This window comes from Aquimarina algiphila (assembly GCF_947494415.1).
Classification (GTDB): domain Bacteria; phylum Bacteroidota; class Bacteroidia; order Flavobacteriales; family Flavobacteriaceae; genus Aquimarina; species Aquimarina algiphila.
On sequence record NZ_CANLVC010000009.1, the window covers coordinates 90,177 to 116,787 of the forward strand.

The 26,611-nt window shown below is 34.3% G+C and carries 19 protein-coding genes; 14 read left to right on the forward strand and 5 right to left on the reverse strand.

The genetic code is table 11. The features are described 5' to 3' along the window. The first annotated feature begins 112 nt into the window (after positions 1-112). The 8 genes from PQF96_RS21905 (at position 113) to PQF96_RS21940 (ending at position 13,187) form a co-directional block, all read left to right on the forward strand. Positions 113-652: a 3-hydroxyanthranilate 3,4-dioxygenase gene (locus PQF96_RS21905; RefSeq protein WP_271768366.1), complete on the forward strand. Its 540-nt coding sequence runs from the start codon at positions 113-115 to the stop codon at positions 650-652. Positions 653-808: 156 nt separating this feature from the next. Further along, on the forward strand, positions 809-2,362 hold the full coding sequence (amaB, locus tag PQF96_RS21910) for an L-piperidine-6-carboxylate dehydrogenase (RefSeq protein ID WP_271768369.1): 1,554 nt from the start codon (positions 809-811) through the stop codon (positions 2,360-2,362). 103 nt (positions 2,363-2,465) lie between these two features. After that, the gene (locus tag PQF96_RS21915) at positions 2,466-3,854 is read left to right on the forward strand and encodes an MGH1-like glycoside hydrolase domain-containing protein (protein ID WP_271768372.1); all 1,389 of its coding nucleotides are present in this window, start codon (positions 2,466-2,468) and stop codon (positions 3,852-3,854) included. 79 nt (positions 3,855-3,933) lie between these two features. Then, complete coding sequence (locus PQF96_RS21920) at positions 3,934-4,302, forward strand: hypothetical protein (protein ID WP_271768374.1); 369 nt, start codon at positions 3,934-3,936, stop codon at positions 4,300-4,302. Between the two features lie 87 nt (positions 4,303-4,389). Continuing rightward, entirely contained in the window at positions 4,390-8,076 is a 3,687-nt protein-coding gene (locus PQF96_RS21925) for a T9SS type A sorting domain-containing protein (RefSeq protein WP_271768377.1), read from the forward strand. Positions 8,077-8,305: 229 nt separating this feature from the next. Next, the gene (locus PQF96_RS21930) at positions 8,306-8,605 is read left to right on the forward strand and encodes a hypothetical protein (RefSeq protein ID WP_271768380.1); all 300 of its coding nucleotides are present in this window, start codon (positions 8,306-8,308) and stop codon (positions 8,603-8,605) included. 324 nt (positions 8,606-8,929) lie between these two features. Continuing rightward, entirely contained in the window at positions 8,930-12,619 is a 3,690-nt protein-coding gene (locus PQF96_RS21935; RefSeq protein WP_271768383.1) for a T9SS type A sorting domain-containing protein, read from the forward strand. A 73-nt stretch (positions 12,620-12,692) separates the two neighbouring features. Beyond that, positions 12,693-13,187, forward strand: a complete 495-nt coding sequence (locus tag PQF96_RS21940) for a hypothetical protein (RefSeq protein WP_271768385.1) — start codon at positions 12,693-12,695, stop codon at positions 13,185-13,187. A 5-nt stretch (positions 13,188-13,192) separates the two neighbouring features. On the opposite strand, the gene PQF96_RS21945 is transcribed toward PQF96_RS21940, so the two are convergent. Together PQF96_RS21945 and PQF96_RS21950 are read right to left on the reverse strand one after the other, a co-directional pair. Then, entirely contained in the window at positions 13,193-14,299 is a 1,107-nt protein-coding gene (locus PQF96_RS21945; RefSeq protein WP_109436129.1) for a DNA helicase PriA, read from the reverse strand. 54 nt (positions 14,300-14,353) lie between these two features. Further along, positions 14,354-15,493 carry an SPFH domain-containing protein gene (locus PQF96_RS21950; RefSeq protein ID WP_109436128.1) on the reverse strand — a complete coding sequence of 380 codons (1,140 nt, stop codon included), beginning with the start codon at positions 15,491-15,493 and terminating at the stop codon, positions 14,354-14,356. 654 nt (positions 15,494-16,147) lie between these two features. Between PQF96_RS21950 and PQF96_RS21955 the strand changes: the two genes are divergently transcribed. The 3 genes from PQF96_RS21955 to PQF96_RS21965 all read left to right on the forward strand — a co-directional run bounded on the left by PQF96_RS21955 (position 16,148) and on the right by PQF96_RS21965 (position 19,526). Further along, a complete protein-coding gene (locus PQF96_RS21955) occupies positions 16,148-17,443 on the forward strand; it encodes a PcfJ domain-containing protein (protein ID WP_271768388.1) in 1,296 nt (431 codons plus the stop codon). An 11-nt stretch (positions 17,444-17,454) separates the two neighbouring features. Continuing rightward, positions 17,455-18,852 carry an RtcB family protein gene (locus PQF96_RS21960; RefSeq protein WP_271768390.1) on the forward strand — a complete coding sequence of 466 codons (1,398 nt, stop codon included), beginning with the start codon at positions 17,455-17,457 and terminating at the stop codon, positions 18,850-18,852. Between the two features lie 143 nt (positions 18,853-18,995). Beyond that, on the forward strand, positions 18,996-19,526 hold the full coding sequence (locus tag PQF96_RS21965) for a tetratricopeptide repeat protein (protein ID WP_160114147.1): 531 nt from the start codon (positions 18,996-18,998) through the stop codon (positions 19,524-19,526). 450 nt (positions 19,527-19,976) lie between these two features. Here the strand turns inward: PQF96_RS21965 and PQF96_RS21970 are convergent, their stop codons facing one another. The 3 genes from PQF96_RS21970 to PQF96_RS21980 form a co-directional block, all read right to left on the reverse strand. Continuing rightward, entirely contained in the window at positions 19,977-20,705 is a 729-nt protein-coding gene (locus tag PQF96_RS21970; RefSeq protein ID WP_109436125.1) for a metallophosphoesterase, read from the reverse strand. Positions 20,706-20,731: 26 nt separating this feature from the next. Then, a complete protein-coding gene (locus PQF96_RS21975; protein ID WP_271768392.1) occupies positions 20,732-21,868 on the reverse strand; it encodes an ATP-binding protein in 1,137 nt (378 codons plus the stop codon). Positions 21,869-21,953: 85 nt separating this feature from the next. Continuing rightward, complete coding sequence (locus PQF96_RS21980) at positions 21,954-22,712, reverse strand: SDR family NAD(P)-dependent oxidoreductase (RefSeq protein WP_109436123.1); 759 nt, start codon at positions 22,710-22,712, stop codon at positions 21,954-21,956. 252 nt (positions 22,713-22,964) lie between these two features. Between PQF96_RS21980 and PQF96_RS21985 the strand changes: the two genes are divergently transcribed. The 3 genes from PQF96_RS21985 (at position 22,965) to PQF96_RS21995 (ending at position 26,611) form a co-directional block, all read left to right on the forward strand. Then, a complete protein-coding gene (locus PQF96_RS21985; RefSeq protein ID WP_109436122.1) occupies positions 22,965-23,966 on the forward strand; it encodes an AAA family ATPase in 1,002 nt (333 codons plus the stop codon). 69 nt (positions 23,967-24,035) lie between these two features. Then, entirely contained in the window at positions 24,036-24,902 is an 867-nt protein-coding gene (locus tag PQF96_RS21990) for a DUF58 domain-containing protein (RefSeq protein ID WP_109436121.1), read from the forward strand. 44 nt (positions 24,903-24,946) lie between these two features. Further along, the gene (locus tag PQF96_RS21995) at positions 24,947-26,611 is read left to right on the forward strand and encodes an LPXTG cell wall anchor domain-containing protein (protein WP_160114146.1); all 1,665 of its coding nucleotides are present in this window, start codon (positions 24,947-24,949) and stop codon (positions 26,609-26,611) included.

Consider the following 26,611-nt stretch of genomic DNA (forward strand, 5'->3'; position numbering starts at 1 on the left):
GTTACATCATTCAGAAAAATTATAAATAAAAAGAAGAGTTAATCAAGTCGAATTAAACGAATCAGATTCCGTCCCAATTCCGTATTTTTATATTCCTAAAAAAGTAGCATATATGGCAATTCAAAAACCGTTCAACCTTAATCAGTGGATTGAGGAAAACAGAGATACATTAAAACCTCCTGTTGGGAATAAAAATTTATATAAAGAAGCTGGTGATTACATCGTAATGATTGTGGCTGGACCTAATGCTAGAAAAGATTATCATTATAATGAGACAGAAGAACTTTTTTACCAATTAGAAGGTAATATCGAAGTTCATATCCAAGAAAATGGAGAAAAGAAAACAATGAGTCTTGGTCCAGGAGATATGTATCTACACCCTGCCAAAGTTCCTCATTCTCCGGTTCGTCATGAAGGTTCAATTGGTTTGGTGATTGAAAGAAAACGAGTAGATCTAGAAGCAGAAGATGGGTTATTATGGTTCTGCGACAATTGTAATTCAAAATTACATGATGTTTATTTTAAGCTTGATGATATAGAAAAGGATTTCTTAAAACATTTCAAATATTTTTATGAAAATGAAGGCTTAAGAACTTGTGATAATTGTGGAACTATAATGTCTGTGGATAAACGATTTGTATCTGAAGAATGAGAAGTCAAATTTATTAGGCTTTGTGTGTTTTATTATTAATTTGATTTTTTTGAAACCTTTTTTTTGAAAAATCATTCAAAATCAACTTTAGAATCGACCAAAATTTAATTTATCTGTAAAAGACAGTATCTTTACCTTTTCAAAAAGCAACATATCATGGCAACAGCAATATTAGATTTCGGAATTGAAAAAGCACTGGAGCAATTAGGTGTTTCAAATCATAATAAAGGAACATCTACAGGTTCTGATTGGTTCTCTTCCGAAGAGAAAATTTCATCATATTCTCCGGTAGATGGTGAGTTAATAGGTACTGTAGAAACTACTACAGCTGCAGATTATGAAAAAGTAATTCAGACTGCAAGTGAGGCCTTCAAATCATGGAGGGTTATGCCGGCGCCTCAAAGAGGAGAAATTGTACGACAGTTTGGTGAAGAACTACGAAAACTAAAAGAGCCTCTTGGGAAATTAGTCTCTTATGAGATGGGAAAATCATATCAAGAGGGCTTAGGAGAAGTTCAGGAGATGATCGATATCTGTGATTTTGCAGTAGGATTATCACGTCAGTTACATGGATTAACGATGCATTCAGAACGTCCGGGACATAGAATGTATGAACAATATCACCCTCTTGGGATTGTGGGAATCATTTCTGCATTTAACTTTCCAGTGGCGGTATGGGCATGGAATACAGCTTTAGCTTGGATATGTGGTGATGTGTGTGTTTGGAAACCAAGTGAGAAAACACCACTTTGTGGTATCGCTTGTCAGCATATAATTGCAAAAGTCCTAAAAGAAAATAACCTTCCAGAAGGAATTTCTTGTTTAATCAATGGAGATTATAAGGTTGGAGAAATGATGACTAAGGATAAGAGAGTTCCTTTGGTTTCTGCAACAGGATCTACCAGAATGGGTAAAATAGTAGCAGCTACCGTAGGAGAACGTCTTGGAAAATCTCTTTTGGAATTAGGAGGAAACAATGCAATTATAGTAACGCCTGATGCTGATATTAAAATGACAGTAATTGGTGCTGTTTTTGGAGCAGTAGGAACTGCAGGGCAGCGCTGTACCTCTACACGTAGATTAATTATTCATGAATCTATTTATGATAAAGTAAAAAATGCAGTTGTTGATGCTTATGGACAATTAAGAATAGGTAATCCATTAGATGAAAATAATCACGTAGGACCACTTATTGATAAAGATGCTGTAAAAGGATATCAAAATGCACTAGAAAAAGTAGTAGAAGAAGGAGGGAAAATCGTAGTCGAGGGAGCAGTGCTTTCTGGAGAAGGATATGAGAGTGGCTGTTATGTAAAACCAGCAATTGCAGAAGCCGACAATTCTTTTAAAATTGTACAACATGAAACCTTTGCACCTGTATTATATCTTCTTAAATATAGTGGCAATATCGAAAATGCAATTGATGTTCAAAATGGAGTAGCGCAAGGATTATCCTCTGCGATTATGACCAATAACTTAAGAGAAGCAGAGCGCTTTCTTTCTCATGCAGGATCAGATTGTGGTATCGCAAATGTAAATATAGGAACATCAGGAGCAGAGATTGGTGGTGCTTTTGGAGGTGAGAAAGAAACAGGTGGAGGTCGTGAGTCGGGATCAGATGCCTGGAAAGTCTATATGCGTCGTCAAACCAATACTATAAATTACACTACAGAATTACCTTTGGCTCAAGGAATCAAATTTGATTTATAGCTCGATATTTTATAATAATATAGTAAAAAGCACTCCGTGTATGGAGTGCTTTTTTGTTGATCATTTTCTATTTAGTAACTTCATAAAAACAAATGGGTTTATTATGAAAAGAAGAGAATTCACTAAAAAATTAGGGGCTAGTGCGGGACTATTAGGAATTTCGGGTATTTATGCTTGCAATACAGAAACAAGTGTATCCAAACAAGAAAGGGAACTTGATTGTCATCCAGAATTTAAAATTACTCCAGAATTATCAAAACAAATGTATGATCGAGCACTAGAAATCACAAAAACAAAAGTGAGAGGCGGAGATACCGAAGAGTTTTTTAAAAAACCGTTTATAGATGCTGCTTTTTCTAAGAACATCTTCCTTTGGGATACTTGTTTTATGGTATGTTTTGCAAAATATCATTTAGATGAACTTCCCGTTTACCAAGCTCTGGATAATTTTTACGATCAAATGGATGAAGATGGGTATATATGTAGAGAATATCGGCATAATGGATCACCACTTTGGTCAAAGAAACATCCGGTTTCAATAAACCCTCCATTACTGGCATTTGCAGAGCTTGAGATCTATTCTATTACAAAAGATAAAAAACGATTACGGAAAGTATATCCAACGCTGAAAAAGAATTTTGAATTTCTTGTTAAGACTTATCAAACAGAAGATCATCTATTTTATGCCGATACTCTAGGAATGGGAATGGATAACATTCAGCGTTATCCAGAGGGATGGAACAATGATGGAAACGGAATGACACACCACGAACTTGGAGAAAAGATCGGTAAGATGAATGTTAGTAGTGAAGCAAGCTTAACTATGTTTATCACAGAATACCCAAAAACTTTACAAGGAGTATGGAACAAACAAGGAAGACTTGTTGATTTCTCTTGCCAAATGGCTATGCTGGCCGACCAGCTTAAAACTATTGCGGGATTAATTGAAGCCCCGTCTGAAGATATAAATAAGTATACAGAAATTCATAGTATGATTGCTAAAGCTGTCAATGAACATTGTTGGAATGAAGAAGATCAAATCTATTATGATCTGGGTTTTGGAAAACAAATACAACGTAAACATATCGGAATGTACTGGGCACTATTAGGAAAAATTATTCCTGAAGATAGAATGGATAAATTTCTATCCCATCTCGAGAATCCAAAAGAATTTGGAAGACGAACACCATTGCCTGCTCTTTCTGCAGATGATCCTGACTATAAAGGTTGGGGAGATTATTGGCGTGGTGGAGTTTGGGCTCCTACCACCTATATGGTGCTAAAAGGACTAACAGTTTGTGGTCAGGATAAATTGGCAAAACGACTGGCTGAAAAAACATATCAATCTATAGCAGAAGTTTTTAAAATGACTAATACTTTTTGGGAAAACTACGCTCCTGATTTGGTTTCTTATGGGATGCCGTCCAAAAATGATTTTTGTGGATGGACTGCATTGATCCCTATCGCAGTATATAAGGAGTATATTTCCTAAAACATTAAAAGAACGCAACCTTAACTTTTAAAATGCATCTTAATATATACAAGTACTATTGTATAAAAATATAAAATAGATGAGGAAGCTTTTATTACTAATTAGTATTATTTTATTGTCTTGTAATGATGATGATAAGACTGAAGATCCCGTATTATGTACATTAGAAGCGAGACCAGGGTTAGAAATTACCGTTAAGGATGCTATGGATGATATTTTCTTGGTAGAAGAGGTAGAAGTAGTAGCAACTGATAATGAATATGTAGAAACCCTTGAGAATATAATAGGTACTAATGTCTTTGTGGGTGCTTATGAGCGTAAAGGAGCGTATATGATTGTGATCAATAAAACTGGATATACTACGAGTACAAATGGTCCTATTATTGTCAACGAAGATATCTGTCACGTTATTACCGAAAGTCTGGAGGTTTTATTAAGAAAAAACTAATAAATTGCTAAATTTCCTTAAATTTTAAGAAAAAAAGTCGAAATTTTACGTTAGATTTGAGAATTACTCACAAATCAGCTTAAAAAAATGAAAAAATTACTATTCTGCCTCAGACGTTCTGTCTGGGCGGTTTCAATCGTTGGAACCATTATTTCAGTTAATGCGCAGCAGCTTCATACGCAGGCTAATCAAGACAAAAAAATTCAAAAGGGTCATCAACTTTATAAGATGACTAAACTTCATGACAATCTTAAAGGACCTAAACAGGTAGGTGACAATGCCATAGAAAGGATGGAGTATGATTTTGAAAGGTTTAGAAATCCTAATACAAATTCGATTCCTTCTAATATTAAAAGAGCAGAGGATGAATTTTCTAGCAAAATTGCTATAGGAGATGATTCAAAACAATTACTTAACAATGCAGCAAAATCTTCAAATTCGAAGAGCTTTTCGTTTTGGAAAAACAGAGGGCCTTGGAATGTAGGAGGTCGAACAAGAGCATTAGCTATTGATCGAACAAACGAAAATGTAATCCTTGCCGGTGGTGTTTCAGGAGGGTTATGGAGGTCTACCAATGGTGGTGAATCTTGGAGAAAAGTAACGAATCGTAGACAATCTCCTAGTATTACTTGTATTGTACAAGACCCAAGACCAGGTCAACACAATACTTGGTATTATGGATCTGGAGAGGATACTGGTAATTCTGCGAGTGCTGGTGGAGCATTTTTTGGAGGTACAGGAATTTTTAAATCTACCAATGGAGGAAGAACATGGAGACTTCTTAATGCTACTAATGATGATGATATTAATACACTCTCAGCTTTTGATATTATAAATTCTATAGACATTAATCCTGTAAATGGAGATCTTTACATAGGAACATGGGACGGCGTATTTAGATCTCAAAACGGAGGAAGCTCATTTGAAGAAGTATTGGTAGGAGGAAATGATAATAGAACAGAAGTTGAAATTACATCTACGGGTAGAATTTATGCTACAATAAGTTCTGGAGGAGATCCTAATAATGGGTTTTTTACAACAACTGATGGAAATACATGGACAGAAATTACTACTGACCTTTTACCAGCGGCTTATGGTAGAACGGTGATGGAAATTGACCCTTCTAATGAAAACATAGTATACTTTTTCACCCAGAATCAGAGCGGGGGAGTGCCAGCATTTTTATTCAAGTATGATGCTACAGCTGCACCAGAAGAAGCGTATACTGATCTAACAGCTAATTTACCTACAACGATAGGTGGAGATGTTGGTAGTCTAAACCTTCAAGGAGGGTATAATATGGTAGTTAAGGTTAGTCCCGCAGATTCTAATTTGATGTTTATTGGAGGGACTAATATTTACAGATCTACAACTGGATTTACAACCCCTGCAGGTCAAGAAAGCTGGATTGCAGGATATTCTCCATTAAATGATATTAGTGTATATCCAGATCAACATCCAGATCAGCATGAATTTCTTTTTTACCCTTCCAATCCCAATAGAGTATTATCAGGTAATGATGGAGGAGTATTTGTAACAGAGGATATTACAACTTCTACTTCTGCAGAAGAACCTGTAGATTGGATTTCTTTGAATAACGGATATGTAACTACGCAACCGTATCATGTTTCATTTGATCCGGATGCAAATAGTGATGATTTATTAGCAGGCTTTCAAGATAATGGTACTTGGTTTACAAATTCTACAAATGGAACTGAGCCTTGGGTAGAAGATTTTAGTGGAGACGGGTCGTATAATGCTATCGCAGATGGTGGAAGAACACGATACGTATCTGCACAAAGAGGAGTGGTATTCAGATTTAATTTTAATGAGGCTGGAGAATTTGAATCATTTACTAGAGTACAACCAGCAGGAGCAAGTGGATTTGCATTCGTTACACCATTTATCCTAGACCCTAATAATGATAATATCATGTATATGCCTGTTGGCAATAGAATATGGAGAAATAACGATTTAGATGAGATTCCACTTTTTTCAAATGCAAATACTAATGTAAATTGGGTAGAACTTAAAAACACAAGTGCTCCTGCAGGTTCTAATGTAGTATCGCTAGATGTTTCTAAGTACCCAGTAGCTAATAGGTTATATTTTGGAACGAATAACGGTGGTGTTTATAGAATGGATAATGCAAATCTTGATAATCAAGATGTAATTGATATCTTTTCGGGTAAAGGATTGCCAGAAGGATTTGTGAATGATATTAATGTTGATCCATCTGACCCAGATAGAGTTATCATTACATTTTCTAACTATGGTGTCATAAGTTTATTTCTTACGACTAATGGAGGAGATACCTGGACTAATATTAGTGGTAACCTAGAAGAAAATCCTGACGGATCAGGAAACGGTCCTTCTGCAAGAAGTACTGCTTTTTTTGGAGGTAGTCAAGGCTTTTTTGGAGCTAGATTACAAAAAGTATACGCAGCGACAAGTACTGGATTATATTACACAAATAGATTAAATGGAGAAAGAACACGTTGGATTAAGGAACCCATTGTTATTGGTAATGCTGTTACTGATGAGGTAAAGACTCGTAAAGATGGATTTATTGCTGTATCAGCTCATGGTAATGGATTATTTAGTGCAAAATTCCCTGTGTTTAATGAATTACCAGAACCTACATTAAGTGTTGCATATTTATTAGATGATATTCGAGTAGTAAAAGAATTTGATGAAGCTTTAGAAGATTTAGAAGTAGATGTAACAGATTTGTTTACTAGTTCTAATGGAGCTGCTATTGATATTGAATTAGTGAATTCTAACCCTGAATTGGTCACTGCAACATTAAATGGAAATACAGTTACACTTTCATTTAATGAAAATATTCCTGAGGTGACTGAAGCTACAATAGGGCTTATTGCAACATCAGGAGAAGAGCGTGTCGCTGAAGGGTTTACAATATCAGTTTTCGAAAGAGGAATCTATAATCAAATAGAAGAAAACGTATCTACATTACCATCTCAGTTCTTTTTAGATTTTGGTGGTTTAGCTCAATCGGCAGATGATTTTAGTATTCCTGAGGGAGCCTCATGGACTATTGAGAGAATTTTGACTTTTGGTACTGTAAGAGGAGGGCCTCAATTAACTAGTGCTAATGTTGTGATATATGGAGACAATGCCGGGGTTCCTGGAGAGGAGATATATAGCAGTGGGACAATTGCTCCAATTTCTGATCCTAATGATGCTAATTTAAACTTAGTACTTCCAGAAGCAATTGTATTAGAAGGAGGAAATTATTGGATTTCTGTTTATGTTGATTTAGCATTTTTACCAGATGTGACGCAGTGGTTTTGGGCTTCTCAAGAAGGAGGAATTGGCCAAGAATCGCATTTTAGGGATAGTATTGATTTATTTGGAACAGGAGCTACAGACTGGACGTCTGCTTCAGCTGCGTTAGGAAGACCTTTACTAGATCAAATATTTGTAATTTACGGTTCTAATAATGACACTGATGGAACAACAACTCCAGAGGCTGTAGAAGAGCCATTAGCTACTATAGAAATATCGAATACAGTTGCACCAAATCCGTCCACTGATATATTCTCATTTAATTTTAAAGACACCTCATTAAAATCTAATGAAAATGAACCTAGAGTTATCGAAATTTATGATGCTATTGGTAATATGATATATTCAAATAAGAATGCAAGTACTAATGAAATATGGGATGCATCAAATGCAAGATCCGGACTATATTTTGCAAGAGTTACTAATGGTAATACTAAAACTACTCATAAGCTTATTAAAAATTAATTTTTTAATAATGATAAACTTAAAAGGAGTTGAAAATTTCAACTCCTTTTTTATTTCTATAGAATGAATAAAATATTATATATTAATATTCATAGGACTATTTTCATGTAAGTCAAATAGTGTTGCCAAAGAAAAAGAAACAGAAAAGGGCCAACAGAAACCTAAAGTAGAAAAACCTAAGTTTAGTGATCTTAAGCATCATGATGCTCTAGAAACTAATACAGTACATTTGGTTGCAGTAATACAAGATGTAAATAGGAATATCTCCATTTGTGGTCAAAAGTATAATGCAGTTACTACAGTAAAGGTAAAAAGTATTACAGGTTTAGGTTCGAGCATTGTAAATATGATTTCTGCTGGACAAGAAATTACTTTTGCTTTTATGAAATTACATTCGAAAGACTTTGATGCTCTTAAACAAAAATTGGCCAAAGACCAGAAAGTTTCGTTTAAAGTTAGAGAAGGACTGTGTTTTGACTCTGCAAAGACGGTATATGAGATTATTATTTTTAAGATTATAAATTATTAGTGAAGATTTTTAGCTTAGGAACTCAGTTATCCAATATATTGAAGGAATAACAGCAAGTATAAACAATAAAAAAAGAAGATTTTCCAAAAAGAATAGAGTCTGCTTCCTGGGATTTTTCTGATTTGTCCATTAATAAAAAAATTATATTTCTTACTATTAAAATGGCCCTGTTATTGTCTAGGAAGATATATGTCACGTTATTACCGAAATTCTAGAGGTTTTATTAAGGAAAAACTAATAAATTGCTAAATTTCCTTAAATTTTAAGAAAAAAAGTCGAAATTTTAATTTAGATTTGCGGATTATTCACAAATCAGCTTAAAAAATGAAAAAATTACTATTCTATCTCAGACGTTCTGTCTGGGCGGTTTCAATCGTTGGAACCATTATTTCAGTAAATGCGCAACAACCAAAACTTTCTGTAAAGGAAAACGAAAAAAAATCTAAACCAGATGCTCACAGGCTTTATAAAGAAGCTAAAATGATTTATAATAGTAGAGCAAAAAAGAATGGAGGAAAACTTATAAACAAAGAGGATGATGCTATTGCTCGTGCAGAATTCGAATTTGAAAGACTTAAGAATCCTTATTCTAATGAAATTCCTCAAGGAATTAGAAATGCTGAAATACAGTTTTCTGGCAAAATACAAGTTGGTAATGATTCAAAACAATCATTAAACAGTATTGCTAAATCATCCAATGCTAAGCGTTTTTCATATTGGGAAAACAGAGGGCCTTGGAATGTAGGAGGTAGAACAAGAGCCTTAGCTATAGATCGTAACAACGAAAATGTAATCCTTGCCGGAGGAGTTTCAGGAGGGCTATGGCGCTCTGAAAACGGAGGACAAAGTTGGCGAAAAGTGACCAGACGTTTCCAAAGTCCAAGTATTACCACTATTGTACAAGATCCAAGACCCGGTCGTAGTTTTACATGGTACTATGGATCAGGTGAAGATATAGGTAACTCAGCAAGTTTAGGGACAGGAGCTTTCTATCAAGGAAATGGTGTATATAAATCACAAGATGGTGGACGTACCTGGGAACAATTAAGAGCTACCGTTAATACTGACCCCGGTGCTTTTAATTCGCCTTTTAATATTATAAATTCTTTGGTGGTAAATCCTGTTAATGGTGATTTATTTGTAGCTACCTTCGACGGACTTTTGAGATCTCAGGATGGAGGAAACTCTTTTACCGAGGTACTTGAATCAGGTTTTGATAATAATGTAGAGATTAGTGTAACCTCTACAGGGATACTATATGCAAATATAGATTCTGAAGGAGATCCAAATGCGGGATTTTTTACATCTGTAGATGGTGGAGATACCTGGGAAAATATTACCCCACAAAATTTTATACCTGCCTATGGAAGAACTAAGGCGGGAATTGATCCATCAAACGAAGATATAGTTTACTTTCTGACCAGAGATCTTAATCCAGGAAATGAAGCAGTACTATACAGATATGATGCATCTGCAGAAACTCCAGAAGAAGCTTGGACAGATCTTACAGCTAACTTACCCACAACAATTGGAGGCCGAGTTGGAAATTTAAACCTACAAACTGGGTATAATATGGTTGTAAAGGTAAGCCCAGCTGATCCTAATTTGGTATTTGTAGGAGGGACTAACTTATATAGATCCACAACAGGATTTACCACTCCAGCTGGACAAGAAAGCTGGATAGCTGGTTATTCTCCATTAAATAATGTTACTGTATATACTGATCAGCATCCTGATCAGCACGAGTTAGTATTTTATCCTTCTAATCCAAATAGAGTATTAACTGGTAGTGACGGAGGGGTAGCAGTAACCGAAGACATTACTGCAACTAATGCAGGAGCAGAACCTGTAGATTGGACCTCTTTAAATAATGGATATTTAACTACACAACCCTATCATGTATCTTTTGATCCAGAAGCGAATAGCGATGATTTATTAGCAGGTTTTCAGGATAATAGTACATGGTATACCAACTCTACAGATCCAGAGGCTGATTGGGAAGAGTTGTTCGGTGGTGATGGAGGTTATAGCGCCATAGCCGATGGAGGGAGAACAAGATATGTTTCATCTCAGCGAGGAAATATTTTTAGACAGAATTATAATGAAGCTGGAGAGTTTGTTTCATCTGTAGGTGTGACACCACCTAATGCTACAGGGTTCTTTTTTATTGCTCCGTTTATCCTAGATCATAATAATGATAATATTATGTATTTGCCTGCTGGTAATAGAATGTGGAGAAATAATAATTTAGATGAATTAGAGGATAATTGGGTAGAACTACCAAATTCTGATACACCAGCTGGGACTAGAATCTCTTCATTGGACGTATCAAAATATCCTGTTGCTAACAGATTGTATTATGGCACAAACCAAGGTGGTGTATACAGAATGGATAATGCAAATATTGATGATCAAGAGGTTATAGATATTACTACTGGAAAAGGATTACCTATAGGAACTGTTAATGATATTAATGTAGATCCATCCAATTCAGATAGAGTTATTATTACTTTTTCAAACTATGGTATTATCAGTCTGTTTTTAACTGAAAATGCAGGTGAAACCTGGACCAATATTAGTGGTAACTTAGAAGAGAATAGAGACGGGTCTGGTAATGGTCCATCAGTGAGAAGTACTGCATTTTTTGGTGGTAGTCAAGGGTTCTTTGGTTCTAGATTACAAAAAATCTATGCAGCTACAAGTACAGGGCTTTACTATACGAATAGGTTAATGGGTGAAAATACCGTTTGGAGAAAAGAACAATTTGCAATTGGTAATGCAGTTACTGACGAAGTTGTTACCCGTAAAGATGGATTTATTGCAGTTGCAGCTCATGGTAATGGATTGTTTAGTGCTAGATTCCCAATTATTAACGAATTACCAGAATCTGCGCTAAGCGTATCTTATTTATTGGATGATTTAGATTTAAATATAAATAATGTTGCAGCTTCACCAGAAGAAATTGATATAACTGATTTATTTGTTCAATCAAATGGAGAGGCTATCGATATCGAATTTGAAAATTCTAACCCTGGTTTAGTTACGGCAACGCTTGAAGGTAATACCATTAAACTAGTATATAGTGAGGAGTTGACTGTAGGTGACCAAGCAACTATTTCGTTAGTAGCTACTTCTGGCAATGAACAAGTAGCCGAAGGTTTTACTATTACAGTGGTTAATACGATTTATGATCAAGGTGGTGCAAGCATAACGTCAACAATTTCTCAATTTTTCCCTGATTTTGGAGGATTAATACAGTCTGCAGACGACTTTGTAGTACCTACAGGAACTACGTGGAATATCGAAAGGATATTAGCGTTTGGAGGTGAAAATAATCGCCCTGCACTTACAAATGCTACAGTAGTTATATACCAAGATAACGAAGGTGTGCCTGGTCAAGAAATATTTAATAGTGGGCAAATTGCCCCAATTTCTGAGCCAAATGATACTACGCTTAATTTGGCACTAGCAGAACCAGTAGCTTTAGAAAGCGGAAATTATTGGATTTCGATTTATGTAAACTTAGCTTTTAATCCTGGAGCAAGACAATGGTTCTGGTCAGCTCAAAGTGAGATTACTGGTAATGAGGCATTATTTAGAGATGAATTAGGTGTATTTGGTTCTTTGGATTGGACATCTGCAGGTGCTGCCTTCGCAGGGATTCCTATAGATCAAATATTCCAAATTTTTGGAACAGTTCAAAATCCAGAATCTAATCAAACTAATGTTTCTGAACCTCTGGCAACTATTGATACCAGATCAGATAATACGGTTTCGCCTAACCCATCTGCCGATAGGTTTACTTTTAACTTTGATACGCTTAACAAAAAAACAAGTAAAAAAGTTAATGTAGATGTGTATAATCTTATGGGAAGTAAAATTTACTCACAGTCTGGAGTGGATTTAAGTTCTGGTTTTGTTTGGGATGCAACAAGTAATGCACCTGGAATTTATTTTGTAAATGTTGTTGATGAACAGAACACAACACAACAATTCAAAGTGATCAAAAAATAATTTTGAAAGTATAATAAATAAAAATATAAAAAAGGAGTTGAAAATTTCAACTCCTTTTTTTAATTTAACCACTATGGATAAAGTAGTATACCTTTTATTGATGATGGTCTTATTTTCTTGCAAAACAACAGGTAATACGCAGGAGAAAAAAGAAGAACAGAACCATCAAAAAAAAGAAGTAAAAAACCAAGGGTCTAACGTTAATACACCAATTATTAAAAAACCAACATATATTAGTTCTCAGGACCCAATTAACCCAGGAACGGTGCACCTTATAGCTTCTGTAACTAAAATTACTAAGGATGCTTCTATTTGTGGGAAATCATATAAAGCTATAGTAACAGTAAAAGTTAATAGTGTTAAAGGTTCGGGTTCTGGAATTGTAAATATGATTTCTACTGGTCAAGAAATTACATTTGGGATAAGAAAATACATGGCCGAAGATTTTGAAGTATTAAAACAAAAACTTATTAAAGACCAAGAATTCTTTTTTATTGTTGAAGAAGGATTATGTAGGAATATGAGCCAAACAGCTTATGTTGTTTCAAGCTTTAAAGTAATTAACTAATTATTTTATTTATTAGACAACCACAATAAGATTAAAATAATACTAAGTATAAACAACACCAAAAAGAAGATTTTCCAAAAAGAGTAGGGTCTGCTTCCTGAGATTTTTCCGGTTTGGCCATTAATGAAAAAATTATATTTCTTACTATTAAAACGATATGCGCTAATATATACCGGCAATAAGATATGCTTAAAAGTTTCTTGGCTTAAACGCATATCAATACTGTGTACCCTTTGAGTATCTCCACCAATATCTTGTCGTGCCCAGGATCTTGCAATACGTTCTGCTTCTTTAGTAGAAGATAGATGCCCGTCTTGCAGAGGAATAGTATATTTTTCAGTAACAAAACCTGCCAGATAACTTGTATTAAAAGGCTCAAGAGCATCGAGATTCCAATGTGATAGTTTTTTTGGGATAGCGTTATTACGTTGATGTGAAGCCTTGATCAAAGTATCATCTACAAATCCGGTTATATTTCCGCTTGTTGGTGACCATCTCGTTCTTCGTTCTTGTCTTGTTCTTGTAACTGTTTTACCATTTACCGTTGTTGTATATGGGACACTAACATAATAATATGTTCCTCGCTCTCCTGTATAATCGGCATATAACTGTGCATCAAATGTCCAGTAAGGTAAATACAACCCTTTGGTGTTTTGTGGATCTAAGGCTGCTTTTTTTAGTTTATTAGGAGCAAACCACAATCCTTTTACCCATTTTGAAAATATCTGATGAGATTTCTTCTGGTCAAACTGAAAAGGAAGAACAGCTCCTGGCAAAATCCAATCTTCTTTATAGGCGTCCTCTATAATCAGGGGCATGGTACAATATACACAGTGAAGTGATTTGTAATTCTCTTCGACGTGCTGATTTGCACCACAGTTTTTACAATGAAGCATCATGATCTCTTCAGAATGGGATTGAGAACCCATAGCAGAAAGGTAAGGTTTAAGTTCTAATTCCTTAAACCCATCCTCATCTTGTGTAATGGTTTCCTGATGACCGCAATATTCGCAGTTAATGTTTGTGGTTCCAGGCTTGTATTTTAATTCTGCACCACAATTAACACAGGACCTTTTTTGTTCTGAAATTGCTTTTTTTTCTTCTTCTTCCATAAAATGATTACCCCGGTATGTATCAAGATCGATTAAATATTTTGAGAAGTTTTCTTAGTTACCAGGTAATGGAGGAGGAGTATTGCCCCCTAAAAATGACTTTAACTCTTCAACGTCTTTTAGAGGAGTCCAATTTGCCATTCCTTGTTTCCAAACCAAAACATCTTTATTGATGGTTCTGTTTGCAAATAATACTTTGAGTTGATCAAAAGAAACTGGTCCGGCTTGTTGTCCTTCTAATGCATAAAAATACTGTACTTGAACAGGCATCGGTGGAGGAGTAACAGGTGCGTTTTGTTGTTGCTGTACCTGTGCTTGTTGCCCTGCCATAGGGCTCATCATACCTCCCATTTGTTGAGCAAGGACAAATCCCATTCCCATACCCATTCCAGCACCAGCTGTACCTCCTTCGTTAGCAGCAGCAGCTTCGATAGCTTTCGCGGTTTTGAACTTGGTTAATTTGTCAAGATCGAGCTTATCAATTCTACTGTATTCGAAGATTTCTTTTTTAAGTTCTTCTGGCATTGAGACATTCTCGATAAAGAATTTTTCTAACGAAATACCAACAAAATTAAATTCTGGTTGCATCACTTCGAGACAAGTTTCTGATAATTCTGTAGTATTAGCAGCATACAACTCTATAGGAAGATTAGCTTCACCAATGGTGTCTGTAAAACGTGTAGAAATTAAACTTTTAAGGTGTTCGTTGATTTCAAAATTGGTAAAATTTGCATCCGTTCCTACGATATCAACAACAAATTTTCCTGCGTCGCTAATTTTAAACGCATAGGTTCCGAAAGCACGAACTTCTACCAGGCCAAATCGATCATCGTTAAGTGTAATTGGGTTTTTGGTTCCCCATTTTTCATCAGTAAACAGATGAGTGTTGACGAAGTATACTTCGGCTTTAAAAGGGCTGTTAAAACCATATTTCCATCCCTTTAGCGTAGCTAAAATGGGTAAATTTTGTGTGTTTAATGTATAAGTTCCAGGTGTGAATACATCTGCTAATTGTCCTTCATTTATAAAAACCGCGGTTTGCCCTTCTCTTACGATAAGTTGTGCGCCATTTTTTATTTCGTTTTGATATCTTTCAAAACGGTGTACAATGGTGTCATCAGTATAATCTAACCATTCTATAATATCGATAAACTCGTGGCTAAGCTTTTCCTTTATTTTGTCAAAAATTCCCATTGATGAGTTGATTTTAAATTCGTGTTTTAAAACTACAAAATATGCTATAATAATTTAAGTGAATATTCACTTAATTAACTTAGGACAATTTCATATGGCATTAAAAATAATAAATATGATAGATGAATATAAAATACGTGAAGTTTTTTTTTGAAAATATCAAAAGTACATAACCATCAAAATTAGAATGTATGGTGCAAAGTATACTTCTAATTCTGACACTTTATTAAAGAATAAATCTTCTAAATAATTGAATTAGAATGAGTATAAATAACTATTTGAATTTTGAGTTTTCAAAAAAAGGAATATTTTTGCATCGCAATAGTCATAAAGACATTGTCTAAAAAACTAAAAAAATGTTCAAGCTACATACATATCAAATAAATCCTGGAGTGCAAAGGCAGCTCATGGTTAGATATTGTAGTTAGTGAATATTCACGATACTTTTCAAAATTGAAACCCTGAGCATTAAAACTCAGGGTTTTTTTATGGATCAATATTTTCGAGACGTCGAATGAGATCAACTACTAATCTTAAATTTTTTTATGAAACGAAATGTAAGTCAATAAAATTGGCTGTAGACTCGGGAGTGTGTTTTCAGCTATAAAGTTTAATAAAAACAAATACTAAAAAATACTCAATGAGTTTACAATCATGGGAACATATAAAAGAAGACATCTATCCAAAAAAAATAGAATAGATGAAATTAAAAAAGCTTCAGAAAGAGAAATTCGGCTTCAGGAAGCTTTAAAAAATCATAAGAGAGTCAGACGAATTCCATTTGAAATAATCATAGAAGAGTTCTACATTAATGGGACTAGTGATCATCAGGGAATAGTGCCGTTTACGAGTCATTATCATGTTTATTTTAAGAACTTGAGTCGAAGGAGATATATGATGAGAAGAACTCGATTTAAGGAGTTATTATTATTTCTTTATAAAAACAAATGCTATCGTTTACTACAAGAACAACGATATATTAATGTAGTATTTAATATGGCATGGTATACGAATCATTTTGAAAATGATTATAGAACTTGGAAAAGAAAAAGCCATAACAGTGATAAACAAATACTATCCTTATTAGAACATTGTTTTGAGAAGTATGAAGTTCCTAAATTCTTATATAGCACTTGGTTTACCAGCGATAAAAAGCAGATCAGTTGGTTTATTGAATTAACAAATGGTGGTAGTATAAGAAGTTTAAAACTCCCTATTCAACTGACTAAAAAAGGAGCGCATTTTTTTAGAACTGCTCCAGATGATTATAATGTCTTTATGGCATTAAGATGGGCACAGTCTTTATCATACGGAGCAGATGAGGTTTTTGCGGACTATATAGCAAATACTTTTTTGAGCAGAAATCATTTTGAAAATGAATTTTTCTGGGATAAAGTAATTCAGTTTATGTCGAAACAAACGATGTTAGATCTTCAAAAAACAGGGGAACTGCTAGATTATTTATATCACTGTATAGACGAAGATGATTCTTATGTTATTAAAGGTAGAACTATTACCTCATTAATGAGAGCTTCTGATCAATGGCATATTGAGATCAACAGAACTTCCAAACAAGGTAAGGATTTGATTTGGGAAGCAAGTTCAATTTCTCCTTTGACAGTTATTGAAGGAAAAGAAGAAAAAAGAGTGACTTATAGGTTAAGTGAATTAAGAAGTACAAAAGAACTTAGAATTGAAGGAAGAAGAATGAACCACTGTGTGGTTAGTTATGCATCCTCCTGCTACAGGAAAAGGACTTCTATTTTTACTTTGAGAAAAGAAAGTGTATTGAATTATGAGGAGATTTTGGCAACAATCGAGGTGAACATATCGAATAGAATGATTGTGCAGTCAAAAGCAAGATTTAATAAACCAATTAGTAATAAAGCAAAGGAAATTATGGGCAAATGGGCAGTTGCAGAAGGTCTTACAATTTCAAAATGGCTTTAAATTTAAAAATTATGGCAAAATTAAAATTAAGAGGAAAAGATCTCATAGCAATAGGATATCCACAAGGAAAAGTAATTAGTATCGCAATTGATATCATGTTAAGGCATTATAAACGTGACCGAAAAGACAAAGTGGTACAGCGATTAAAAACCGTACTCAAAACTCCCGAAAAATACATAGGAGATGGTATTATGGGAAAAATCGCAGAAGAATTAATGCAACCGGTAAAAGTGGAAGCTCAAAAACTGAATACTCAGCGAGCACCTTTTACTATTTTTGGAGAAAATGAGATTCAGGAAGAAGCAAAACACCAGTTGTATACTGCGCTGAAACTACCAGTGGCCAAAGCAGGGGCTCTAATGCCTGACGGGCACTCGGGATATGGATTACCTATTGGAGGTGTACTAGCTACAGAAAATGCAGTAATACCATATGGAGTAGGAGTTGATATAGGATGTAGAATGTGTTTGAGTATTTATGATATTAATGTTTCCTATCTAGAAGGACATAAGGATAAATATATACAGATGCTTCAGGATCATAGTAAGTTTGGAGGCTATGAGGTGCATAAAAATATTCCTATGCATGAGATTTTTGAACATAAGGGGTTTAGTGAAATTCCGACAGTAAAAAAATTAAAGGATAAGGCCTTTAAACAACTGGGAAGCTCTGGAGGAGGAAATCACTTTGTAGAATTTGGTAGTGTAGAAATCACTGATCCTGATAATGAATTTGATATTCCACCAGGGAAATATCTTGGTATTTTATCCCATAGTGGTTCACGAGGGTTAGGAGCAAACATTGCTAAGCATTACACAAAATTAGCGATGAAACAAAATCCTTTACCTAAGGAAGCGAAGCATTTAGCATGGTTAGACCTTAATACTCATGATGGACAGGAATATTGGATTGCAATGAACTTAGCAGGGGATTATGCATCTGCTTGTCATGATGATATCCATAGACGATTATCCAAGGCATTAGGATCAAGACCGCTAACTGTCATCGAGAATCATCACAATTTTGCCTGGAAAGAAGAAGTAGAAGGCAAAGAGATGATTGTGCATCGTAAAGGAGCTACTCCTGCAGGAAAAAATGTTTTAGGTATCATTCCGGGTTCAATGACCGCTCCTGGATTTATTGTACGGGGTAAAGGAAATGAGGCTTCGTTAAATTCTGCTTCACATGGAGCGGGAAGACAGTTATCACGCCGAAAAGCAAAAACAATACTCACAGGTAGTGAAGTCAAAAAAATGTTACAAGATCATGGAGTAACGGTGTTAGGTGGTGGATTAGATGAAGCTCCTATGGCGTATAAAGACATTCATAAAGTAATGGCTAATCAGACTGAATTGGTAGAAGTTGTTGGAATGTTTACTCCTAAAATTGTACGAATGGATAAAAATTAAATACAGATTGCATTAGGGATAAGAGTGGCATCCTTTTTTGCGTGGGTTCGATGCAGTCGAGAATACGTAAAAAAGATATAACGGATAGCCCGACCACTCTGCTTAAGCAGAGTGGTAATGCTCTAATAATAAAAACAAATAAAATGGCAATAGATACACAAGAAGTATTGTATATACAAGCATTGGATAATTATCCTTTTGATATAGAACAATGTATTGAGAAATTACAATATGTAATCGGAGCAAATAATACTCACGTAGGGGCTCATTATTTAATGGGTAGAATCTACATGGAGCAATTGGATGATTATAAAAATGCAAAATTTTATTTTCAGATGGCATTGCATTTGGATCATACCTTTACTCCAACATATTATTACTATGCAGAACTTTTAATTCTGTTAAATAACTATCAGGAAGCAGAAAGAGTACTTGATATTGGGATTACAATTCCTGGATCAGATAAAGCATCTTTAGAGTTTTTGAAAGGAATCTTATTCGAAAAGTATGAGATGTATACTACTGCTAAAAAATGTTTTAAAGCAGCTAAACGTTCTGCATTAAATACTAATTTTAGAAGTTTCCTTGATAAAGAAATTGATAGAGTTACATCTAAGAAAGAAGAAGTAAAGAAGGCATCAAAATCTAAGAAGAAGAAAAAGAATAAAAAATAAGATAGGTTTGGATATGTTGTAAAAACAGCCTGTTATCAAATGATTGTGATAACAGGCTGTTTTACTTGTTTTTTTGATTATCTTATATTGTCTAAAAATAATTCAGAAATTAATATTAGGGTTAATTTGATTTAGAATCTGATTTCTGAAGTACACCTAATTTTTCTGATGCAATTATAAAAATTAAGGAAAAAGCCATCATTAAGTACGCTAAAAAATTTATTATTGTTTTCATAGAATATAAACTTTAATCATTTATTGTATATAGAAGATGCAATTATTATAATAACGTCTATCAAAAATGATACCCTACTTCATTATTTTTTTTAACGAGCACTAGAACTAGCTTGTTTGAAAAAGAACTATTACGTCATTCTACTTGATTGTGAATGAAATGTAGAATTAATCCCCAAAATTTTTATATCACATTGAATTTTTTAGTGTGAAACTTTAGTTTCTCCCATTTTCATTAGGATATAATTGGTATACAGGATCGCTTTGCCAAAATTGTTTGGTTGCAATATCCATTAAGGTTAATGGTCCTTTGAAAGCTGCTCCTGTATCCATGTTCCATACACAAGCGGCTTGTACAGGTGTGGTTTTATTAATCCTGGTAACAGGGGTGTGACCAATGTAAACTTCATTAAAAAGGAGTAGTCGTTTAGGATAGTTTAGATCGGTTTTTTTAAGATTGAGATCTAGAGCAAGGGCAGTTTCCCATAAAGTTCTATCCCAATAAAATAATTTACTAAAAAATTCTCTGTCTGGTCCATTAAGATTAGTGAATCCAGCATGTAGGAATAATCGATTATGATCGTCTATATGATAATTGATCAAGTTTTTGTAGAATAGAAGATGGACATTGATTTCTTCCTGAGATAATTTTGCATACGAGTCCATTGTGGCTTGACCACCATGTTTCATCCACTCGGGATTATACGTTTTTTGAGTTAACCAGGTATAGCAAAGTTCGTCATGATTTCCTCGAATAAAAATACAATTATGGGTTTTTTTAAGTTCAATCAAGAATGAAATTAGTGGAGCGCTTTGACTCCATCCATCTACATAATCTCCCAAAAAAACAAGTGTGTCATCCTGATTTACGTCTGCCTTGACGAGTAGTTGTTTTAATGCTTTTAATGCGCCGTGTATATCTCCAATTACTAAGGTTCTACCCATGTTTGGTCTGTGGTTATTGATTTGTATTAACTATATCGTACTTTTCTTAATATTCTAATGCTCTCTTTGCAAAGTGAATATATTGTATCGTTATAGGATTTTAAATATGGTTTTGCTTCTTCCAGTTTTTCCTTTGCTTCGCTAAAATCATTAAAATAACACAACAAATAGGTAGCAGGAAGATTTACAATATCTTTTGCTTCGTTTTTTGATAACGGAATTTTATTTTTTATTTTTTCAATGAGTGCATTATTGCTATTATATAAATGAAATAATGTCTTTCGATCAAACTTAGGAGGTTCAAAAAGAAGTTTACTCTCTATATCATAACTAGCATTGTCTTTAAAAGTAATTACAACTTCTTCTAAAGGGTAATACTGAAATGTGTCTTGTAAACCTAATTGTACATATTCTACAATTTTAAATCGATCATCGGTTAATGATATACTTACTTCATCCAGCTCTGAGTAGAATAATTTTACATGTTCATTAATTAGCTCAATATCCACTCGTGAATAGTATGTTTCTCCATTTTGTCTTTTTTCTTTACCAGCCCAACAAACAACAAAATATTCTTTAAATACCTTATAATTAGGGTTGTAGTCTGTTCTTGAGTTCATGAAATGAAAGACCCCATCCAAAGTAAGTTCTATATTATTTTGAGCATGGCTTTCTATGGCGTTCACAATTTCAGAATTAACATCTTTGATCTCAAGATCAAACACCTTGGGCATACTAATACTTCCGTCTCTAAAAAAAACTGCTCCGCCGTAGTATTTCCATATATTTTTACGAAGAGAGCACATTTTATTTCCTTGGGATCTAATAGAAACCAGACCAACTACTTTGTCGCTGGGTAAGTGTGGAAATGGAATGTTTTCATAGGTTACTATTGGGGGATTAGCCAGATATGCATTGACTAAATTTTGAATTTTACTATCATCAAAAAAATCAACTCCAATAATTTGATTATCCTCATCTTCAACTCCAATTACGATATAAGAATTGTTCTTAGGATTAGAGTTTGAAAGTGCACAAATATGCTTTAAGAATTTGGCTTTACCTTCTTTTTCGCCAATATTAAGCTTACGCTTCTTATCATAAAAACTATTCTCGTCATTATGTGCAAGTAGGTTTTTAATAAGGAGGCGTTTATTGATCATTCCTTTCGTAAATAGCAATTTAGACTTTTCCCAAGATAAACTTAGCCATTTTTATCGGGCTAGCAATACAATGAGAATAAAGAAATTATAAAGTTTTGTTTACAATCGTGCTGGTTGCCTGTGCCGTTGGGAGAACAATAAGGTCTGCAATATTAACATGATAAGGCCGTGTAACTACAAAAGCAATAATATCGGCAATATCTTCTGGAGTTAATGGATCAAATCCTTTATAAACATTATCGGCTTTTTTGTCATCTCCTTTAAAACGTACATTACTAAATTCTGTCTCCACTAGTCCGGGATGAACAGCTCCAACTCTAATGCCATGTGTATTAAGATCTATACGCATCCCCTTATTGATGGCATCTACTGCATGTTTACTAGCACAATACACATTTCCGTTTGGGTATACTTCTTTTCCTGCGGTAGACCCAATATTAATAATATGACCAGATTTTTGATTGATCATTTTTGGGATGATAGCTTTAGAAACATATAATAATCCTTTTACGTTTATATCCATCATAGCATCCCAATCCTCAAGTTTTCCGGTTTGTATAGGATCAAGACCATGTGCATTTCCGGCATTATTAATAAGAATATCAATGGAGTCGAATGTTGATGGAAGACTTTCTATCGCAGAAAAAACTTTTTGTTTATCTCTAATATCAAAACATAATGTATGTACATCAACAGTTTTGCTTAGTTCATTTTGTAATTGATCTAATCGATCCTGTCTTCGACCACAAAGAATAAGATTGATGTTATGTTTTGATAATTCTATAGCGGTAGATTTTCCGATTCCACTAGTAGCTCCTGTAATTAATGCTGTCTTTGCCGGCATGTATTTATTGTTTTAAAATTTGCAACACGACTATGTGTATTTCGTCTTTTTGTAAACTCATCATGAAAATGATGAATATTGGTATGTCCAATTTTTTGCAAAAGAGGTTTAAATATACTGTAAAATTTGTGCTTATTGTGGGTTTTTCGGGGTACATTTAACCAAGAATTAACAGGAGTGCGAAAATTATTTCTACAATTTGCAATGTTGGATTATGAGTATTAAATTCACGCCTTTAAAAAAATAAAATAGATGGAAGAGAATAGTGCTATTGATATTGCTTCAATCAATCAGAAAATAGAAAAAGAATCTGCTTTCGTGGATTTACTAACCTTAGAGATAAACAAGGTAATTGTAGGTCAAAAACATATGGTCGAGCGATTACTAATTGGATTATTGGGTCAGGGACATATCTTATTAGAAGGTGTTCCGGGGTTAGCAAAAACATTAGCAATTAATACCCTGTCAAAAGCTGTTCATGGTAGTTTTAGTCGTATTCAGTTTACACCAGACTTATTACCGGCAGATGTAACAGGGACTTTAATTTTTAATATGAAAGAGAATGATTTCTCGATCAAAAAAGGACCTATTTTTGCAAACTTCGTATTAGCAGATGAAATTAACCGAGCTCCTGCAAAAGTACAGAGTGCTTTGCTGGAAGCGATGCAGGAGAAACAAGTAACTATTGGTGATGAGACGTTTACCTTGGATAAACCATTTTTGGTAATGGCAACTCAGAACCCGGTAGAACAAGAAGGTACATATCCATTACCAGAAGCACAGGTTGACCGTTTTATGTTAAAAACGGTAATTGATTATCCAAAATTAGACGAAGAACAACTTATTGTCCGAGCAAATCTAAAAGGATCTTTTGAGCAGGTAAATGCAGTAGTTTCGATAGAACAGATTCTTACTGCACAGAAAGCAGTGAGAGAAGTATACATGGATGAAAAAATAGAAAAGTATATCCTTGATATTATTTTTGCTACTCGTTATCCAGAGAAATATGGACTAGAAGAATTAAAACCTTTAATCAACTTTGGAGCTTCTCCTCGTGGTAGTATTAATTTGGCTACTGCAGCAAAATGTTATGCGTTTATAAAACGAAGAGGATATGTAATACCAGAAGATGTACGTGCAATTATTCATGATGTACTTCGTCATCGTATTGGTATTACTTATGAAGCAGAAGCAGAAAATGTAACTTCTGAAGATATCATTAATAAAATTGTAAATGAAATTGAAGTACCATAGAGATTTTGGATTTTAGAATTATGATTTTCGAATCATAAATCACTTTATCATAAATCGTAAATCAAGACAATGGATACCAAGGAGTTATTAAAAAAAGTTCGAAAAATTGAGATCAAGACACGTCGTCTGAGTGATCATATCTTTGGAGGAGAATATCATTCTACTTTCAAAGGGCGAGGTATGACTTTTAGTGAAGTGCGCCAGTATCAATTTGGAGATGATGTTCGTAATATTGATTGGAATGTAACCGCTAGGTATAATGAGCCCTATATAAAGATTTTTGAGGAAGAGCGAGAACTTACAATGATGTTAATGGTAGATGTTTCGGGATCCCAATTGTTTGGTACTCAAGAGCAATTTAAAAAAGGAATTATTACCGAGATTGCAGCTACTTTAGCTTTTTCTGCAACTCAGAATAACGATAAGATTGGCCTGATTTTATTTACAGATGAAATAGAATTATTTATTCCTCCCAAAAAAGGCAGGTCTCATGTATTGCGCATTATTAGAGAATTATTAGAATTCGAACCCAAAAGCAAAAAGACGAATATTACCAATGCACTAAAGTTCTTGTCGAATGTGATGAAGAAAAAGGCGATTGTCTTTATTCTTTCGGATTTTATGACAGAAGATTATCAACAAACATTAAAGATTGTTGGAGGAAAACATGACGTAACAGGAATACGTGTGTATGATAGAAGAGAAGAAGAAATTCCAAACCTAGGAATTGTACAGGTAGAAGATGAAGAAACAGGAGAACTTCTATTAGTGAATACAAGTTCAAAAAAGACGCGTACAAATTATAGTAAATATTATCATGAGAGAGTTGATTATTTTAAAGATAGCTTTACTAGAAGCGGAGCTGGTTCACTAAGCAGTAGAATCGATGAAAGCTATGTAAAAAAATTATTAGGATATTTTAAAAGAAGAGGATAAGGCAGATTTTAAGAATGACGAATTATAAATTAAGAAGTATACATATGAGATTTTCTATTCCGCTTTTTAGTGCGTCACGACCATGGTTGTGTGCGAACAAAAATGAGGTAGGAAAGTTTTTTCTAGTATTTTTCTTCCTGATTATAGGGTTTAAGGGGAGCGCACAGGTTTCAGCAACGATCGATTCTACCACAATAGATATTGGAGACGAGATTCGATATAGAATGCAGGTTGAAGTAGACTCAACTCAAATTGTTGTTTTCCCGGAAGGGCAAACTTTTACACCACTCGAAGTAATCGAATCTCAAAAAATAGATACTTCCAGAAATGGAAAACGATTTAACCTGGTTAAAGAATATGGATTAACTCAATTCGATTCTGGTCACTATACCATACCGAGACAAAAAGTAATGGTAGGAGATCAGGTTTTCTTTACAGACTCTCTTAAAGTAGAAGTTCGGGATGTTTTGGTAGATACAACCAAGCAAAAAATGTACGAAATTAAACCTCTGGTAGATGTAGATGCTAAGTTTACTTTTAATTGGAAGAAATGGCTTTTATGGATCGGTATTCCATTACTTCTATTAGGAGTGATTGCTTTTTTTGTGTTTAGAAGAAAAAAACGTGCAGCAAATAAAGAAGATGAGTTACCGGCCTATGAAAGAGCAATATTGGCACTTCAGAGAATTGATGAGTCTCATTTGTTAGAAAAAGATTCGCATAAAGAATATTATTCGCAGTTAAGTGATACTGCTCGTAAATATATAGATGAAGAAGTGTATGACCATGCAATGGAAAGTACTACCGATGAATTGATAGCTCGACTTGATGAAGAGATTAAATCGGGTAGTCTTAATTTGGACAAAAATACAGTTGAAGACCTTAAGAATGTTTTAAAAACTGCTGATATGGCAAAATTTGCCAAATCCAAACCTGATGTGATTACCGCAAAAGCAGATCGTAATGTTATCGAACAGGTAATTCATAAAACAAAGAGTGCAATACCAGAACCAACAGAAGAGGAGCTATTAGCAGATGAAGAATATAGAAAAGCAGTTGCTGAAAGAAAACGCAAGAAGAAAATTATTTTCGGGAGTTTAGGAGGAGTAGCTGTGGTAGCCATAACACTACTCATTTTTATATTGGTTAAAGGTTATGATGTAGTTAAAGATACATTAGTTGGTCACCCTACAAAAGAATTAGCAGAGAGTGAATGGATTACAAGTGGATACGGTGCTCCTCCCGTTACAATTACAACACCAAAAGTGCTTATTCGTAATGCATATCAAATGTCTGATGAGCAAAAGCAAATTCTTAAAGGAAACGAAACTTTTATATATGGAAGTTTAATAGGAAACTTTTATGTTGTAGTAACTACAATTCAATATAACCAGCCTACAGAAGTAAAATTAGATAAAGTGGTAGAAGGAGTAGTAGGTAGTTTTGAAGCCTTAGGAGCTAAGAACATTTCTGTAAAGGACGAAGAGTATGAGACTTTGGGTGGAGCAAAAGGAGTGAAAGTATTCGGAAGCCTGGAAATAGTAAACCCTGTAACCAAAAAGAAACAAAAAAATGATTATCTGATGTTGAATTTTGCAGAAAATGGAGGATTCCAGCAGATCACTTTGGTATATGATATTGAAGATCGCTATGCAAAAGATGTTGCCGAACGAATTATTAATTCTGTTGAACTTAGAAATGCCAAATAA